Below are 13,603 nucleotides of genomic sequence, written 5' to 3'. Positions count from 1 at the left end.
CGGCAAGACCCCCCCCCGGGGGGGGCGGGTTAAAAAACTGGCCGGGGGGCAAATTTTTACTTTTGGTCGTGTGGGGCTTTTGGGTTAAAACCCCCAACCGCCACTCACGAGCTAAATCGGTTGCCGCCGCTCCCTTGCCTGTCGCACACTTACCGCACACCGACCGAGGAGGCCACATGACGCGACGTTGTTACGCCATGGCCCTTGGTATGGAAGAGAAACGTGGCTCCACGCCGCCGTCCTAGCAGGACGTCGCGCACGTGGAGCCGCCCATCGGGAAACCGAACCGGGCGGCTTTTTCTTTTGGTGAACCCTGATTTCTGGAACGAAGCAGTCCGGTGCGCGATGCGTGCCGGACTGTGTTCCAGGCCAAGGCGCGTTGGTCCAGCGGAAGGGATACCGGGTTTTCACCCCGGTGACGTGGGTTCGACTCCCACACGCGCTACGCCCCGGCACGGCGGGGAAACCTGTTCCGTCGTACCGGTGCGGCGGTGTGGGGTCCGTGTGTCCCATACCGCCAGACGCGCACGGTCCGGCGACCGGCCGGGATTCATAGCCCCGGCCAGCCTGGCTCGACACCAGGGTGCGCGACTCAGCCTGTCTTGCGGGCGCTGTGCACGTCGCCGCTCTCGTGGCGGCGCAGGACGAGGTCCTGGAAACCGTTGTCCCTCAACCCTTCTTCCAGGTTGAGCCCGTTCGTGGCGACGGCCACCAGCAGGCCGCCCGTCACCAGGCTCGCGGCGACGCGACCGAGATGGGCGGGGGAGTCCAGGAAGGCCAGGACGGCGTCGAAGGCACCCATCACCGGCAGCCGGGCGAGCTGGTGGACCTCGTAGGAGATCCCGACGGGGTCGCGTTCCTCTTCGCGTTGCGCGGCCGCGATCAGCGTCTGATCCGCGTCGACGCCGACCACGCGGCGCGCGCCCTTGCCGCGGAGCAGGCGGGGATAGCGGCCATCGCCGCACCCGACGACCAGGACCGACCTGCCCGCCAGGTCCGGCAGCGCTTCGAGCACCGTCGCGGCCTGGTCCGCCATACGGCCGACGCTAGCCGAGCGGCTGCTGTCCCGACAGGACCAAGAGGCCTATCCCGAAGTACAGGAAGGCCCCCTTCCTGTACCTGAGCGCAAGGAAGGGGGCCTTCATGTACTTCTACAGAGCCTAGACCGCCCGACCAGTGTTGAAGTCGGTGGCGTCGACGACGGACGCGGGTGCGTCGTGTAGCGGCTTGGCGCCCTTGGGCGCCTTCTTCCGCCGGGCCAGCTTGTTCTCCAGCCAGCTCGCGAGTTTCGTCAGGAGCAGGTTCAGCACGATGAAGATGATCGCGACCACGATCAGCGACGGGATCGTGTTGCCATAAAGACCGGTGAGAGGCCCGGAAGCCCGGATCAGCTCGTCGAAGTTGATCGTCAGCTGACCGGCCAGCGCGGTGTCCTTGAGGATGACCACCAGCTGGCTCACCAGCGCGGGCAGCATCAGGGTGACCGCCTGCGGCAGCAGCACATTCGTCATGACCTGGGTCTTGCGCAAGCCCAGTGCGGACGCCGCCTCGGCCTGGCCTTTGGGCAGGGCCAGGATGCCCGCCCGGAACACCTCGGCCAGGACCGAACCGTTGTAGAGCACCAGGCCGGTCACCGCGGCGAACAACGGGCGGATTTCCGCGTCGATGTCCGTGTAGAAGGAGTAGAACGCGGCGGCGAAGACCATCAGCAGCAGCACCGGGATCGCCCGGAAGAACTCGACCACAGCGGAGACCGGAACCCTGATCCACTTGTGCTCCGAGAGCCGACCGATGCCCAGCAGGGCGCCGACCGGCAGCGCGATCACGATCGACAACCCCGCTGCCTTCAGGGTGTTGAGCAGGCCCGGGAGCAGGAACTGGGTCCACGTCGAACCGTCGATGAAGGGCTTCCAGAGCGCGCCCGCCCACTGGCCCTTCTCGTCGAAGCCCGCATAGATGAAGTAGACGACCAGCGCCAGAACGAGGACGAAGAGAACGCTGTAGAGCCAGTTCCGCGCTCGTGCCTTGGGGCCGGGGATGTCGTACAGAACAGTCTGCGAGCTCATCGCTTGACCTCGACCTTCTTGGCGACCCAGCCCAGCAGCAGGCCGAGAGGGAGGACCAGGATGACGAACCCGGCGGCGAACAGGAGGAAGACCAGCAGCAGCGAGTCGGACTCGTTCTCCACCATCTCTGACATCAGCAGTGACGCCTCGGCCACACCGATGATCGAGGCGACCGTGGTGTTCTTCAGCAACGCGATCATCACGTTGGTCAGCGGCGCGATCACCGATCGGAACGCCTGCGGCAGCACGATCAGCGTCAGCACCTGGAAGAAGCCGAGACCGAGCGCGCGGGCCGCCTCTGCCTGGCCGACGGGCACGGTGTTGATACCCGACCTCAGCGATTCACAGACGAACGTCGCGGTGTAGGCGACGAAACCGAGGATCGCGAGCCGGAAGAAGTTGTCCTCCAACGACGTCGTCGAATCCTTCGAGGCCAGGTTGATCCCCAGTGTGGAGGACAATCCCAGCGACGTGAAGACGATGATCACCGTCAGCGGGGTGTTCCGGAAGATGTTGACGTAGGCGGTGCCGAACGCCCGCATGATCGGAACCGGGCTGACCCGCATCCCCACCAGGATGGTGCCCCAGATCAGGGAACCGATGGCGGAGAAGAAGGTCAGCTTGATCGTCATCCAGAAGGCGCCGAGCAAGTCGTAATTGGGATTGTCGAGGAAATCGAACAAGGTGCTCAACCCAGCCTCGGTATGGGAACGGTGCGCCGCGGTACACGGCGCACCGTTCGATTCCTTCAGTTCAGCGGCTCAGCGAGCCGGGTGTCAGGAGATGGCCGGGGGCTCGGGGATCTTGTAGCCCGACGGGCCGACGTTCTTCTCCAGAGCGGCCTTCCACGCACCGTCCTGCTGCATCTTCTTGATCGCGTTGTTGATCGCGGTGATGCTCTCGGCGTCGTCCTTCTTCAGGCCGACGCCGTACTTCTCGTCGGTGAAGCCCTTGCCGACCAGCTTCAGCTTGCCGGGCTGCTGCGCGGCGTAGCCGGCGAGGATCACGTCATCGGTGGTCATCGCGTCGACGGTCTTGTTGAGCAGCGAGGTGACGCAGTCGGTGTACTTGCCGACTTCCTGGAGCTGGACGTCCTTGGCGTACTTTTCCTTGACGTTCTGCGCCGGGGTCGAACCCTTGACCGAGCAGAGCTTCTTGTTGCCGGTCAGGGACTCCGGGCCGGTGATGTCGGTGGAGTCGGCGCGGACCAGCAGGTCCTGGTGGGCGATGAAGTACGGGCCCGCGAAGGAGACCTCGTTCTTGCGCTTGTCGGTGATCGAGTAGGTGGCGACGATGAAGTCGACCTCACCCTTCTTGATCAGGTCCTCGCGCTGCGCGGACTGCGCTTCCTTCCAGGTGATCCCCGACTCTTCGACGCCGAGCTCCTTGGCGATGTACTTCGCCACGTCGACGTCGAACCCGGCGTAGGTGCCGTCGGCCTGCTTCTGGCCGAGACCGGGCTGGTCGAACTTGATGCCGATGGTCAGCTTCTTGTCGTTCTTGGCCTTCGCCACCACGTTCTTGGCGCCGGAGCCACTGCCGGCGTCGGACCCGCCGCCACCGCAGGCGGTGAGGGCGAGACCGGCCGCCACGACGGCCGCGCTCATTCGCAGAACTCGGTTCAACCGCATTCTTCTCAGTTTCCTTCCGAATCTTGTCCAGCCATACCGGCCGGCGGGGAAGACCTCAGTGGGTCAGGATCTTGCCGAGGAAGTCCTTGGCGCGATCCGTCTTCGGCTTGGTGAAGAAGTCGTCCGGGGTGGAGTCCTCGACGATCTCGCCGTCGGACATGAACACCACCCGGTTCGCCGCGCGCCGCGCGAAGCCCATCTCGTGGGTGACGACGAGCATCGTCATCCCGTCCTTGGCGAGCGTGGTCATCACGTCGAGGACCTCCTGGACCATCTCGGGGTCCAGCGCCGAGGTCGGCTCGTCGAACAGCATCACCTTGGGGCGCATGGCCAGCGCGCGGGCGATCGCCACACGCTGCTGCTGCCCGCCGGAGAGCTGGGCGGGGTACTTGTCGGCCTGGTTGGCGATGCCGACTCGTTCGAGCAGGTCCATCGCGGTCTTGCGGGCCTCCGCCGAGTTGACCTTGCGGACCTTCATCGGCGCGAGCATGACGTTCTCGACGATCGTCTTGTGCGCGAACAGGTTGAACGACTGGAACACCATGCCGACGTCGGCGCGCAGCGCGGCCAGCGCCTTCCCCTCGGCGGGCAGCGGAACGCCGTCCACCGCGATCTCGCCGGAGTTGATGGGTTCCAGCCGGTTGATCGCCCGGCACAGCGTCGACTTGCCAGATCCGGACGGCCCGAGCACGACCACGACCTGCCCACGCGGCACCTCGAGGTTGATCTCCTTGAGCACGTGCAGGTCGCCGAAGTACTTGTTCACGGCGGCCGCCTTGATCATCGGCGCCGCCACCTCCGCGGTCATCTGGCCTCCAGGAGCGTTCGTTTGCAGGGGACTGCGGGGTCAGGCACCACGCGATGGCGGAAACCTACTCCCGTCGGACCGCTTGTAAAGACGGCTTGACCAATACTTAGGGTTTCAAGTCCGTATCGTTCTCAAGCCACCGGACGGCCCCGGTCCACCTCCGTCCGGCGCTGATCAGCCTAGACAAAGCGGGGGTGCCTCGTAACCGGGGTCACACAAGATCTGTGACGCATCGTGACCATTACCGCATGCGGTGGGTCCCTCACAGGGCCATCCGGCCCAGCGGTACGGGCAGCGCGAGGGGTGACTCACCCCATAGAGTCGTTCTTCAAGTCGTCGCGGTGGCGGTGACGGCGTGAAAGGGAAAACACGGGTGCGGGTACTGCTGGTGGAGGACGACGACCGGGTCGCGGGTGCCCTGACGCCCGCGCTGACCCGGCGCGGCCTGACGATCAAACGACTGGCCTCCGGCGCCGGGGTGCTCGATCTCGTGCACGACGTCGACGTCGTGCTGCTCGATCTGGGGCTCCCCGACATCGACGGGATCGTCCTGTGCCGCCGGATCCGCGCGGTCAGCGACGTCGCGGTGATCGTCGTTTCGGCGCGGGGCGAGGTGGACGACCGGATCCAGGGGCTGCGGTCCGGCGCCGACGACTATCTGGTGAAGCCCTACGACGTCGACGAGCTGGTCGCCCGCGTCGAGGCCGTGCGCCGTCGCCGCGGGGAGCGGCCTGCCGCTCCCGAAGTGCCGGGCGTCATCCGGGCGGGTGATGTCTCCGTCGATATCGGACGCCATGAGGTGCAGGTCGACGGCCAGCCGGTTTCGTTGTCCCGCAAGGAGTTCCAGGTGCTCGCGCTGGTGGTCACCGCCCGCGGCGCGGTCTGCGCCCGCGACCACGTGCTGAACGAGGTCTGGGGACACCGCGGCCCCGCGGAGAGCCGGTCGCTCGACGTCCACGTCGCCACCCTCCGGACCAAACTGGGCAGGCCCGCGCTGATCGAGACCGTCCGCGGCGTCGGGTACCGCCTCGGCGGCGCCTACGGCCCGGCCGAAGAGGGCTGAGCCGGTGCGCGTCCGGCTCCAGGCGATCGTGCTGACGCTGGTCGCGGCGCTCGTGTTCGGCCTCGGCATCCCGCTCGCGCTCAGCGTGGCGGCCAGTGTGCAGCTCGACCTCTTCCTCGACCGGCTCACCGACACCTCCCGGTTCGCGTCGCTGGCCCAGCGCCCGCTGGTGGAGAACCGGCCGGACCTGATCGAGGACGAGCTCCGCCGCTACACCCAGGTCTACGGGGTGCCGGTGGCGATCGTCGACCAGGACGGCGAATCCGTCGTCAAAGGGCCGGGTGAGACGGCCGGGATCGACCTCAAGGAGCCCGCCATCGCCTCGCACGTGCAGCAGGCGCTGGCCGGACGGCGTTCGGAACCCGGGCCGTTGCTGATGCCGTGGGCCACCGAGCCGCTGGTGCTGGCCGAGCCGATCCTCATCGACGGCGAGGTGCGGGGCGCGGTGATCACCCTCTCCTCCACGGAGAAGGCCCGCACCCAGCTGCTGTGGTGGTGGCTGCTCATCGCGGCGGGGGCGGTGGTGGCGTTCGGGCTCGCGCTGCTGGTCGCGGTGCCGGTGGTGCGCTGGATCCTGCGCCCGGTCCGGCGGCTCGACGACGCCACCGGCGAACTGGTCGCCTCCGTGGTCAGCGGCCGCGAGGTCAAACGGGTGGGGGAGACGGGCGGGCCACCGGAACTGCGGCAGCTCGAACGGTCCTTCGACCGGATGGCCGCCAGCGTCGACGAGGCCCTGTCGGCGCAGCGCGCGTTCGTCGCCGATGCCTCCCACCAGCTGCGGAATCCGTTGACCGCGTTGAAGATCCGGCTCGGCAACCTCGACGGGCACGTCGACGACGACCTCGCCGCGGCGGATCTCGAAGCCGCCGTCGTCGACGCGCGACGGCTCAACCAGATCCTCGACGAACTCCTCTCGCTGGCCCGCGCGGAGGCGTCGGGCGGCGAACTGGTGCCGGTCGGCCTCGACGAGATGGTGGGCGCCCGGGTCGCCGACTGGACCGTCGTCGGCGCGGCTCGCGACATCTCCCTGGTCGCGTCCGGGCTGGGCGGCGGGCTGAGGGTGCTCACGCCCGCGCGCGGCCTCGAAGTGGTCCTCGACGCGCTCCTGGACAACGCGCTCAAATTCACCGAGCCGGGGACCGAGGTGCGGGTCGACGTCACCACCGCGGACGGGAAGGTGGACATCGCCGTCCGCGACCACGGGCCCGGCCTGCGCGACGACGAGCTGGACCGCGCGGCGGACCGGTTCTGGCGCAGCACCGCGCATCAGAACGTGCCCGGATCCGGCCTGGGCCTCGCGATCGTCACCGAGATCCTGGCCCGCTCGGACGGTTCGCTGCGGCTCGGCTCACCCGAGGGCGGCGGCCTCGAAGTGACCGTGACCCTGCCGGTCGCTAGTTCTTGAGCGAGCGGAAGTAGCGCAGCGCACCCGGGTGCAGCGGAAGGGGAGCGGTCTCGATGGCGGGGTGGATGTCGATCGACAACGCCGCGCCCGCCGCCTTGACCAGCTGATCCCGCGCGTCGAACAGCCCGCGCACCAGCGCCTCGGCGACGTCGTCGCGCATCGACGCGGGCACCACCAGGAAGTTCGGCAGCACGAGCGTGGTCACCGGCGACGGCAGGTTGTAGGCCGTCACCGGGATGGTCGCCGTCCGGTACACCGGGCTGGTGGCCCGCAGCGCGTCCGCGAGGTCGGTGATGTCGAGCAGCCGCAGACCCACCGTGTGCACCCGCTCGGTGATCGACGGCGTCGGCAGGCCACCCGACCAGATGACGGCGTCGATCTGCCGGTTCTCCAGCGCGGGCAGCGCCTCGGGGAGACCCAGGTTGCGCCGGTCGATCGCGCCGGTCAGCCCCGACGCCTTCAGCAGCTGGTTCGAGACGAACTCGACGCCCGAGTCCGGTGAGCCGATCGCGACCTTGCGTCCCCGCAGCTGGGCGAACGACTTGATCGGGGAGTCGGACCGGACGATGACGTGCAGGTAGTCGTCGTGCACGCGGGCCAGCGCGGCCAGCCCGGCGGCCTTGTTCGCGGCGACGTCGGCGGCCACGAACGCGACCTCGGCCTTCCCCGCGCGCACCCGGTCGGCGTTGTCCGGGGAGCCCTGCGTCTCCTGGATCTCCGGCCGGTCGGTGTCCAGCTGCGCGGCCCACGCGTCGGCCAGCGCCTCGGCCAGTTTGTCGTAGACGCCGCCGTTGAGCCCCGCCGCGATCCGCACCTTCGTCCCGGAGAGATCGGGCCCGCACCCGGTGACCAGGGCGCAGACCACGGCGATCACCACCGCGAGCACCCCTGGTCTCCTCATGAGGGTCGATCGTGCCATGGAACCCCGCCCGCGTACCCTCGAAGGCGAGATGAGCGCGCGCACTTACCAGATCCGCACCTTCGGCTGCCAGATGAACGTGCATGACTCCGAACGTCTTGCCGGGCAGCTCGAGGACGCCGGCTACGTTCCGGGTGACGGCGAGGCCACACCCGACCTGATCGTGTTCAACACCTGCGCTGTGCGGGAGAACGCGGACAACAAGCTGTACGGCACCCTCGGCCATCTGCGGCCGCAGAAGACCGCGAAGCCGGACATGCAGATCGCCGTCGGCGGTTGCCTCGCGCAGAAGGACCGCGGCGAGATCGTCAAGCGCGCGCCCTGGGTCGACGTCGTCTTCGGCACGCACAACATCGGTTCGCTGCCGACGCTGCTGGAGCGCGCGCGGCACAACGCCGAGGCCGAGGTCGAGATCCTCGAATCGCTCGAGACCTTCCCTTCGACGCTCCCGGCGAAGCGCGACTCGGCGTACGCGGGCTGGGTGTCGATTTCGGTGGGCTGCAACAACACCTGCACCTTCTGCATCGTCCCGGCGTTGCGCGGCAAGGAACGCGACCGCCGCCCCGGCGAGATCCTGGCCGAGGTCGAGGCGCTCGTCGCCGAAGGCGTGCTGGAAGTGACCCTGCTCGGCCAGAACGTGAACTCCTACGGCGTCGAATTCGGCGACCGGCTCGCGTTCGGGAAGCTGTTGCGCGCGTGCGGTTCGGTGGACGGGCTGGAGCGCGTCCGCTTCACCTCGCCGCATCCGGCGGCGTTCACCGAGGACGTCATCGACGCGATGGCCGAGACGCCGAACGTGTGCCACCAGCTGCACATGCCGCTACAGTCCGGTTCGGACAAGGTGCTGCGCGAGATGAAGCGGTCCTACCGTTCGGCGCGCTACCTCAAGATCCTCGACCGCGTGCGCGAGTCGATGCCCGACGCCGCGATCACCACCGACATCATCGTCGGCTTCCCCGGCGAGACCGAGGAAGACTTCCAGGCGACGCTCGACGTCGTCGCGCAGGCGCGGTTCTCCAGCGCGTTCACCTTCCAGTACTCGATCCGGCCGGGCACGCCCGCCGCCGAGATGGACGGGCAGCTGCCGAAGGAGGTCGTGCAGGAGCGCTACGAACGGCTCGTGAAACTGCAGAACGACATCTCCTGGGACGAGAACAAGAAGGTCGTCGGACGGCGGGTCGAACTGCTGGTGGCCTCCGGCGAGGGCCGCAAGGACTCCGAAACGCACCGGATGAGCGGCCGTGCCCGTGACGGCAGGCTCGTCCACTTCGCGCCGACGGGACCGCTGGTGGACCGCTTGGTGCGGCCTGGCGACGTCGTCGAGACCGTGGTGACTTACGGCGCGCCGCACCACCTCGTCGCCGACGGTGACCTGCTGTCGCACCGCCGCACCAAGGCGGGCGACAACTCCGAGGCCGGGCTGCGGCCGAAGACCAACGGCGTGACGCTGGGCCTGCCGGGCTTCGGTGCCCCGGCCGTCACGCCGGAACCGGTGAGCGGGTGTGCGCTGTGACCGATCCGAAGATCGACGAACTCGCCGCTGAGATCGACGAGGTCGGCGAACGCGCGGCCAAGACGATCGAGCTGGGCAGGCGCGGTTTCTCCATCGCCGTACTGGTGTTCGTGCTGCTGATCGCCCAGCTGCTGCCCTGGGTCGGCGAGCACGCCGGCTGGGAGGTGCTGCTCGGCAGGGGTGGCGGGATCCCGCAGCTGTTCGCCGCGACCTCGACCGGTATCGGGGTGTTCGTCGGCGCCGTCGCGCTGGTGACCCGGCGCTGGTGGCTGGCCTGGGTCTGCGCCGCGGGCGGCTGGTTCGCCTCCGTCGACGGGATGCTCGCGATCTGGTCCCAGCAGTCCTCGCACGCGACCGGCGCGGCCGGTGGCGGTCCGGGCTTCGGGCTGATCGTCGCCTGGATCGCCACCGTCGCGCTGGCCATCTACTGGATGCGTGCCGCCTTCTCGCGGAGCTAGCTGACGCGCAAGGTGAGGTTGCTGGACGTGTACGCGCTCGCGTAGAGCGTCGTTTCGGGGTGGTAGGCCCGCAGCGTGATCACCGCGCTGAGGGAGAAGCTCAGCTTCAGCGAGAACGTCGAGTTGGGCCTGCAGGTCGTGTCGGCGATGTTCACCCACACACTGCCCTGAAGCTGCTGCACGATGATCGCTTCGAGGCTTTCCGTCCCGTCGGAGCCCTCCGCGGCCTGCAGAGTCCCTTTGAGCGTGACCTTTTCGTTGACCTTGGCCTGCTTCTTGCTGAGCGAGGCGTCGAGTTTGACCTTCTTCTTGCCTGCTTCGGCGGAGACCGGGGCCGGTGCCGGGGCAGCCGTCGCCGACGCGGCCGGGGCGAGCCCGGCCACCAGAGCACAACTGATCGCCAGGGCGGCGAACGCCCGGCGTACTGGGGGAATCAGTGTCTGGTTCATGATCGAAGTCGACCACGGTTGAGCGCGGAGAGCGCTCGAATACGCACAAAGGTGCTAGGCGTCCCTCCACAGTGGAGTGAAGCGCGTGAAGGCCCCCTTCCCTCGGCTGAACCGAGGGAAGGGGGCCTTCACGCGCTTTGAAGACCTACCGGTCCGCGATGGCCGCTTCCGCCGCCTCGAGCCACTCACGCCACTGCGCGGCCTGCTCGTCCGCCTTCTTCGCGCGCCGCTCGTCGCCCGCCGCGCGGGCCTTGGCCGCCTGCGACTCGAACTGCTCGACCCGCTCGCGGAACTGCGCCGCCCTGGCCTGCGCCTCCGGGTCGGTCCGCCGCCACTTGCTGTCCTCTGCCGACTTGATCGCGTCCTGCACGGCCTTCAGGCGGCCGTCCAGCTCGCGGATGCGCTCGCGCGGGACCTTGCCGATCTCGTCCCACTGGTCCTGGATGCGCCGCATGTGCTGCTTCGCCGCCTCCAGGTTCGCGGCGGGATCGATCTTCTCGGCCTCGACGAGGAGTTCTTCCTTCTGCTGCGCGTTGGTCGCGAACTCGGCGTCCCGCTCGGAGAACACCGCGGAGCGGCGCGCGAAGAACTTGTCCTGCGCGGCGCGGAACCGCTGCCAGAGCGCTTCGTCGCTGTCCTTGGGAGCGCGGCCGGCGGCCTTCCACTCGGTCATCAGGTCCTTGTAGCGACCCGCGGTGTCGCCCCAGTCCGACGACTCCGAGAGCGCTTCGGCCTCGGCGATCAGCTCTTCCTTGCGGTGCTTGGCACCCGCGCGCTGCTTGTCGAGCTCGGCGAAATGCGAGCCGCGGCGGCGGTTGAACGCCTCACGGGCCTTGGAGAACCGCTTCCACAGCTCGTCGTCGGTCTTGCGGTCGACGCCCTTGACCGTCTTCCACTCGTCCAGGATGGCGCGCAGCCGGTCGCCGGCGGCCTTCCACTGGGTCGACTCGGCGGCGAGCTTCTCGGCCTCGTCGGCGAGGGCCTGCTTGCGGACGACGGCGGCCGCGCGAGCCTCCTCACGCTCCTGCTTGGCCGAGGCCAGCGCCTTCTCGGCGTGGGAGATGACCTGCTCGATGCGGCCGCTGAGCGCGGCGATGTCGCCGACGACGGCGGCTTCGGCGAGGCCGTCACGCAGCTGCGTGGCCGTGGCCAGCGCGTGTTTCGGGTCGCCCGCGCCGGACTCCAGCCGGGTTTCCAGCAGCTCGACCTCGGTACGCAGGTCGTCGAAGCGGCGCGCGTAGTGGAGCAGACCCTCGTCCGGGCTCCCGGCCTGCCAGACACCGACCGCGCGTTCGCCGTCGGGCGTGGTGACGTAGACCGTTCCTTCTTCGTCGACCCTGCCCCAAGCGGACGGGCTGGGCTCGGCGGGCGGCACGGGGGGTGCGGGATGCCCGCCACCGAGCGCGTGCGGTACCGGGTGCGGTGCCGGGGTACCGGTGGACGTGTTCTCCTGGGCCATCGCAGGCTCCTTATCGCCTGTACGCCCGCTGGCGCGGGCGCCCCGCCTAGCGGCGGGGCCGGGTAATGCGTTGCCGTCGTGCTTCGGGGGCATCAACCCCTTGCGGCATTCAAGCAGCTCAGCGTCCACCGTGGAACCGGATGAACCACCAGAGGGCAGTGATCCTACTTCCGGAGGACCCTCCGTGTCGGTCGGTTGCCGGTGCCCGGAACCGGGGAAGTAACGTCGGCGGCCGTGATCCGCCGTGTCGCCGTGCTCCCGCAACCCCCGCTGCTCATCCCCGAACTGGCCGCCGGAGCGGCGGACGAGTGCGCCGAGCTGCGCGAAGCCTGCCTCGAAGCCGCGAGGCGCCTGACCAGCGCTTCGCCGGACTGGGTCGTCATCGGCGCGGCCCCGGGCGCGCCCGCGGTGCCGGACCACGCGAGCGGGTCGTTCCGCGGCTTCGGCGTGGACCTCGAAGTCTCACTCAGCCGGGTGACGGCACCCGAGACGGAGCTGCCGTTGCCCGCGCTCGTGGCGGGCTGGCTGCGTGACCAGGGCGGCGCGTCGTCCGTCCGAGTCCACCTTGTGGATCCCGCCACCCCGTCCGACCAGTGCGAACAGGTCGCCCGGGAGGTGGGGGACCACCCCGCCGTGCTCATTCTCGGCGACGGTTCGAGCAGGCACGGCCCGCGTTCCCCCGGCGGCGAAGATGACCGCGCGGAAGGTTTCGACGCCGGGATTCGCGACGCGCTGGCCAAGGCCGACACGGGAGCGCTGGCCGCGCTCGACCCGGCCCTGGCCGCCGAACTCGGAGCCGGTGGCCGCGCGCCCTGGCAGGTCCTCGCCGGTCTGGCGGCGGACGGGGACTGGACCGCCGAGGTCCTTTACTCGGCCGCGCCGTTCGGCGTCGGCTACCACGTCGCGGTCTGGGAACGCGCGTGATCCGGCCGGTCGCGGTCGTCGGGCCCACGGCGACCGGGAAGACCGCGCTGGCGGTCGAACTCGCCCTCACCCTCGGGGGTGAGGTGGTCAACGCCGACGCGCTGCAGCTCTACCGCGGGATGGACATCGGGACGGCCAAGGCGACCGTCGAGGAGCGGCGGGGCGTGCCGCATCACCTGCTGGACGTCCTCGATGTCACCGAGACGGCGTCCGTCGCCGCGTACCAGCGCGACGCACGTCAGCGTGTCGAAGAACTCCTCGACGCCGGCCGCGTGCCGATCCTCACCGGCGGGTCGGGCCTCTACGTCCAAGCCGTGCTCGACGATCTCAAGTTCCCGGGCACCGATCCGGACGTGCGTGCCCGGCTGACCGCCGAAGCCGACGAAATCGGTGTCGCCGCGATGCACGCCCGGCTCACGGAACTCGACCCGGTCGCCGCCACGGCCATCCTGCCGACGAACACCCGCCGGATCGTGCGCGCGCTGGAGGTCATCGAGATCACCGGCGAACCGTTCTCGGCGAACATGCCGAAACCGGGGCCGGCGCGCTACGACACCGTCCTGATCGGTATCGACCGCGAACCGGCGGAACTCGATGCCCGCGTCGACCGCCGTGTGGAGCTCATGTTCGAAGCCGGACTCGTCGACGAGGTGCGGACCTTGCTGGGCCGGGGACTTCGAGACGGGCTCACCGCGTCGAGGGCGCTGGGCTACCAGCAGGTGATCGCCGCGCTCGACGGGGACGGCGACTTCGCGGCCGCCGCCGAAGCCACCGCACAGGCCACCCGGAGGTTCGTGCGGAGACAACGTTCCTGGTTCCGGCGCGACAAGCGCGTCCAGTGGTTCGACGGCGGTTCGGAGCGGCTGGCCGAGCGCGTCCTCGAAGTGGCGGCCCAGTAATCTTGGCGC

The 13,603-nt window shown here is 69.0% G+C and carries 14 protein-coding genes and 1 tRNA gene; 7 read left to right on the top strand and 8 right to left on the bottom strand.

The window, feature by feature from the left end:
* Positions 1-373 precede the first annotated feature (373 nt).
* Positions 374-445, top strand: a tRNA-Glu gene (locus tag ACIRGA_RS08650).
* Between the two features lie 147 nt (positions 446-592).
* Here ACIRGA_RS08650 and ACIRGA_RS08645 read toward each other — a convergent pair.
* From ACIRGA_RS08645 to ACIRGA_RS08625, 5 genes are all read right to left on the bottom strand, one after another.
* On the bottom strand, positions 593-1,036 hold the full coding sequence (locus ACIRGA_RS08645; protein ID WP_400938201.1) for a class I SAM-dependent methyltransferase: 444 nt from the start codon (positions 1,034-1,036) through the stop codon (positions 593-595).
* 124 nt (positions 1,037-1,160) lie between these two features.
* A complete protein-coding gene (locus tag ACIRGA_RS08640; protein ID WP_400938199.1) occupies positions 1,161-2,066 on the bottom strand; it encodes an amino acid ABC transporter permease in 906 nt (301 codons plus the stop codon).
* Positions 2,063-2,758 carry an amino acid ABC transporter permease gene (locus tag ACIRGA_RS08635; RefSeq protein WP_360969893.1) on the bottom strand — a complete coding sequence of 232 codons (696 nt, stop codon included), beginning with the start codon at positions 2,756-2,758 and terminating at the stop codon, positions 2,063-2,065. Before ACIRGA_RS08635 ends, ACIRGA_RS08640 begins: the two co-directional genes overlap by 4 nt.
* 84 nt (positions 2,759-2,842) lie before the next feature.
* On the bottom strand, positions 2,843-3,697 hold the full coding sequence (locus ACIRGA_RS08630; protein WP_400938196.1) for a glutamate ABC transporter substrate-binding protein: 855 nt from the start codon (positions 3,695-3,697) through the stop codon (positions 2,843-2,845).
* A 55-nt stretch (positions 3,698-3,752) separates the two neighbouring features.
* Positions 3,753-4,481, bottom strand: a complete 729-nt coding sequence (locus ACIRGA_RS08625) for an amino acid ABC transporter ATP-binding protein (RefSeq protein WP_007029281.1) — start codon at positions 4,479-4,481, stop codon at positions 3,753-3,755.
* A 397-nt stretch (positions 4,482-4,878) separates the two neighbouring features.
* Here ACIRGA_RS08625 and ACIRGA_RS08620 point away from each other — a divergent pair, with 397 nt between their 5' ends.
* Both ACIRGA_RS08620 and ACIRGA_RS08615 read left to right on the top strand, forming a co-directional pair.
* Entirely contained in the window at positions 4,879-5,568 is a 690-nt protein-coding gene (locus ACIRGA_RS08620; protein ID WP_400938229.1) for a response regulator transcription factor, read from the top strand.
* Between the two features lie 4 nt (positions 5,569-5,572).
* A complete protein-coding gene (locus tag ACIRGA_RS08615; RefSeq protein WP_400938194.1) occupies positions 5,573-6,973 on the top strand; it encodes a sensor histidine kinase in 1,401 nt (466 codons plus the stop codon).
* On the opposite strand, the gene ACIRGA_RS08610 is transcribed toward ACIRGA_RS08615, so the two are convergent.
* A complete protein-coding gene (locus ACIRGA_RS08610; RefSeq protein ID WP_400938193.1) occupies positions 6,963-7,874 on the bottom strand; it encodes a TAXI family TRAP transporter solute-binding subunit in 912 nt (303 codons plus the stop codon). The two genes, ACIRGA_RS08615 and ACIRGA_RS08610, sit on opposite strands and share 11 nt — an antisense overlap.
* A gap of 16 nt (positions 7,875-7,890) precedes the next feature.
* Here ACIRGA_RS08610 and miaB point away from each other — a divergent pair, with 16 nt between their 5' ends.
* Positions 7,891-9,405 carry a tRNA (N6-isopentenyl adenosine(37)-C2)-methylthiotransferase MiaB gene (gene miaB, locus ACIRGA_RS08605; RefSeq protein WP_400938226.1) on the top strand — a complete coding sequence of 505 codons (1,515 nt, stop codon included), beginning with the start codon at positions 7,891-7,893 and terminating at the stop codon, positions 9,403-9,405.
* Entirely contained in the window at positions 9,402-9,863 is a 462-nt protein-coding gene (locus ACIRGA_RS08600; RefSeq protein ID WP_400938192.1) for a hypothetical protein, read from the top strand. The genes miaB and ACIRGA_RS08600 overlap by 4 nt, the downstream gene beginning before the upstream one ends.
* Here ACIRGA_RS08600 and ACIRGA_RS08595 read toward each other — a convergent pair.
* Both ACIRGA_RS08595 and ACIRGA_RS08590 read right to left on the bottom strand, forming a co-directional pair.
* A complete protein-coding gene (locus tag ACIRGA_RS08595; RefSeq protein ID WP_400938189.1) occupies positions 9,860-10,312 on the bottom strand; it encodes a hypothetical protein in 453 nt (150 codons plus the stop codon). The two genes, ACIRGA_RS08600 and ACIRGA_RS08595, sit on opposite strands and share 4 nt — an antisense overlap.
* Before the next feature lie 145 nt (positions 10,313-10,457).
* Entirely contained in the window at positions 10,458-11,771 is a 1,314-nt protein-coding gene (locus ACIRGA_RS08590; protein ID WP_400938186.1) for a DUF349 domain-containing protein, read from the bottom strand.
* A gap of 234 nt (positions 11,772-12,005) precedes the next feature.
* Here ACIRGA_RS08590 and ACIRGA_RS08585 point away from each other — a divergent pair, with 234 nt between their 5' ends.
* The gene (locus tag ACIRGA_RS08585; protein ID WP_400938184.1) at positions 12,006-12,695 is read left to right on the top strand and encodes a class III extradiol dioxygenase subunit B-like domain-containing protein; all 690 of its coding nucleotides are present in this window, start codon (positions 12,006-12,008) and stop codon (positions 12,693-12,695) included.
* Complete coding sequence (gene miaA, locus ACIRGA_RS08580; protein WP_400938181.1) at positions 12,692-13,594, top strand: tRNA (adenosine(37)-N6)-dimethylallyltransferase MiaA; 903 nt, start codon at positions 12,692-12,694, stop codon at positions 13,592-13,594. The genes ACIRGA_RS08585 and miaA overlap by 4 nt, the downstream gene beginning before the upstream one ends.
* The last annotated feature ends 9 nt before the right edge of the window (positions 13,595-13,603 follow it).

This window comes from Amycolatopsis sp. NPDC102389, from assembly GCF_044765885.1.
Taxonomy (GTDB): domain Bacteria; phylum Actinomycetota; class Actinomycetes; order Mycobacteriales; family Pseudonocardiaceae; genus Amycolatopsis.
Note: the sequence above shows the minus strand (reverse complement) of the source record. Positions and strands in the feature narration are given on the sequence as shown.

Bases quoted from the DNA above. Each gene is read 5' to 3' on its own strand.
- ACIRGA_RS08595 (WP_400938189.1), bottom strand. From the start codon at position 10,312: ATGAACCAGACACTGATTCCCCCAGTACGCCGGGCGTTCGCCGCCCTG.
- ACIRGA_RS08590 (WP_400938186.1), bottom strand. From the start codon at position 11,771: ATGGCCCAGGAGAACACGTCCACCGGTACCCCGGCACCGCACCCGGTA.
- ACIRGA_RS08610 (WP_400938193.1), bottom strand. From the start codon at position 7,874: ATGAGGAGACCAGGGGTGCTCGCGGTGGTGATCGCCGTGGTCTGCGCC.
- ACIRGA_RS08625 (WP_007029281.1), bottom strand. From the start codon at position 4,481: ATGATCAAGGCGGCCGCCGTGAACAAGTACTTCGGCGACCTGCACGTG.
- miaB (WP_400938226.1), top strand. From the start codon at position 7,891: ATGGAACCCCGCCCGCGTACCCTCGAAGGCGAGATGAGCGCGCGCACT.
- ACIRGA_RS08640 (WP_400938199.1), bottom strand. From the start codon at position 2,066: ATGAGCTCGCAGACTGTTCTGTACGACATCCCCGGCCCCAAGGCACGA.
- ACIRGA_RS08630 (WP_400938196.1), bottom strand. From the start codon at position 3,697: ATGCGGTTGAACCGAGTTCTGCGAATGAGCGCGGCCGTCGTGGCGGCC.
- ACIRGA_RS08645 (WP_400938201.1), bottom strand. From the start codon at position 1,036: ATGGCGGACCAGGCCGCGACGGTGCTCGAAGCGCTGCCGGACCTGGCG.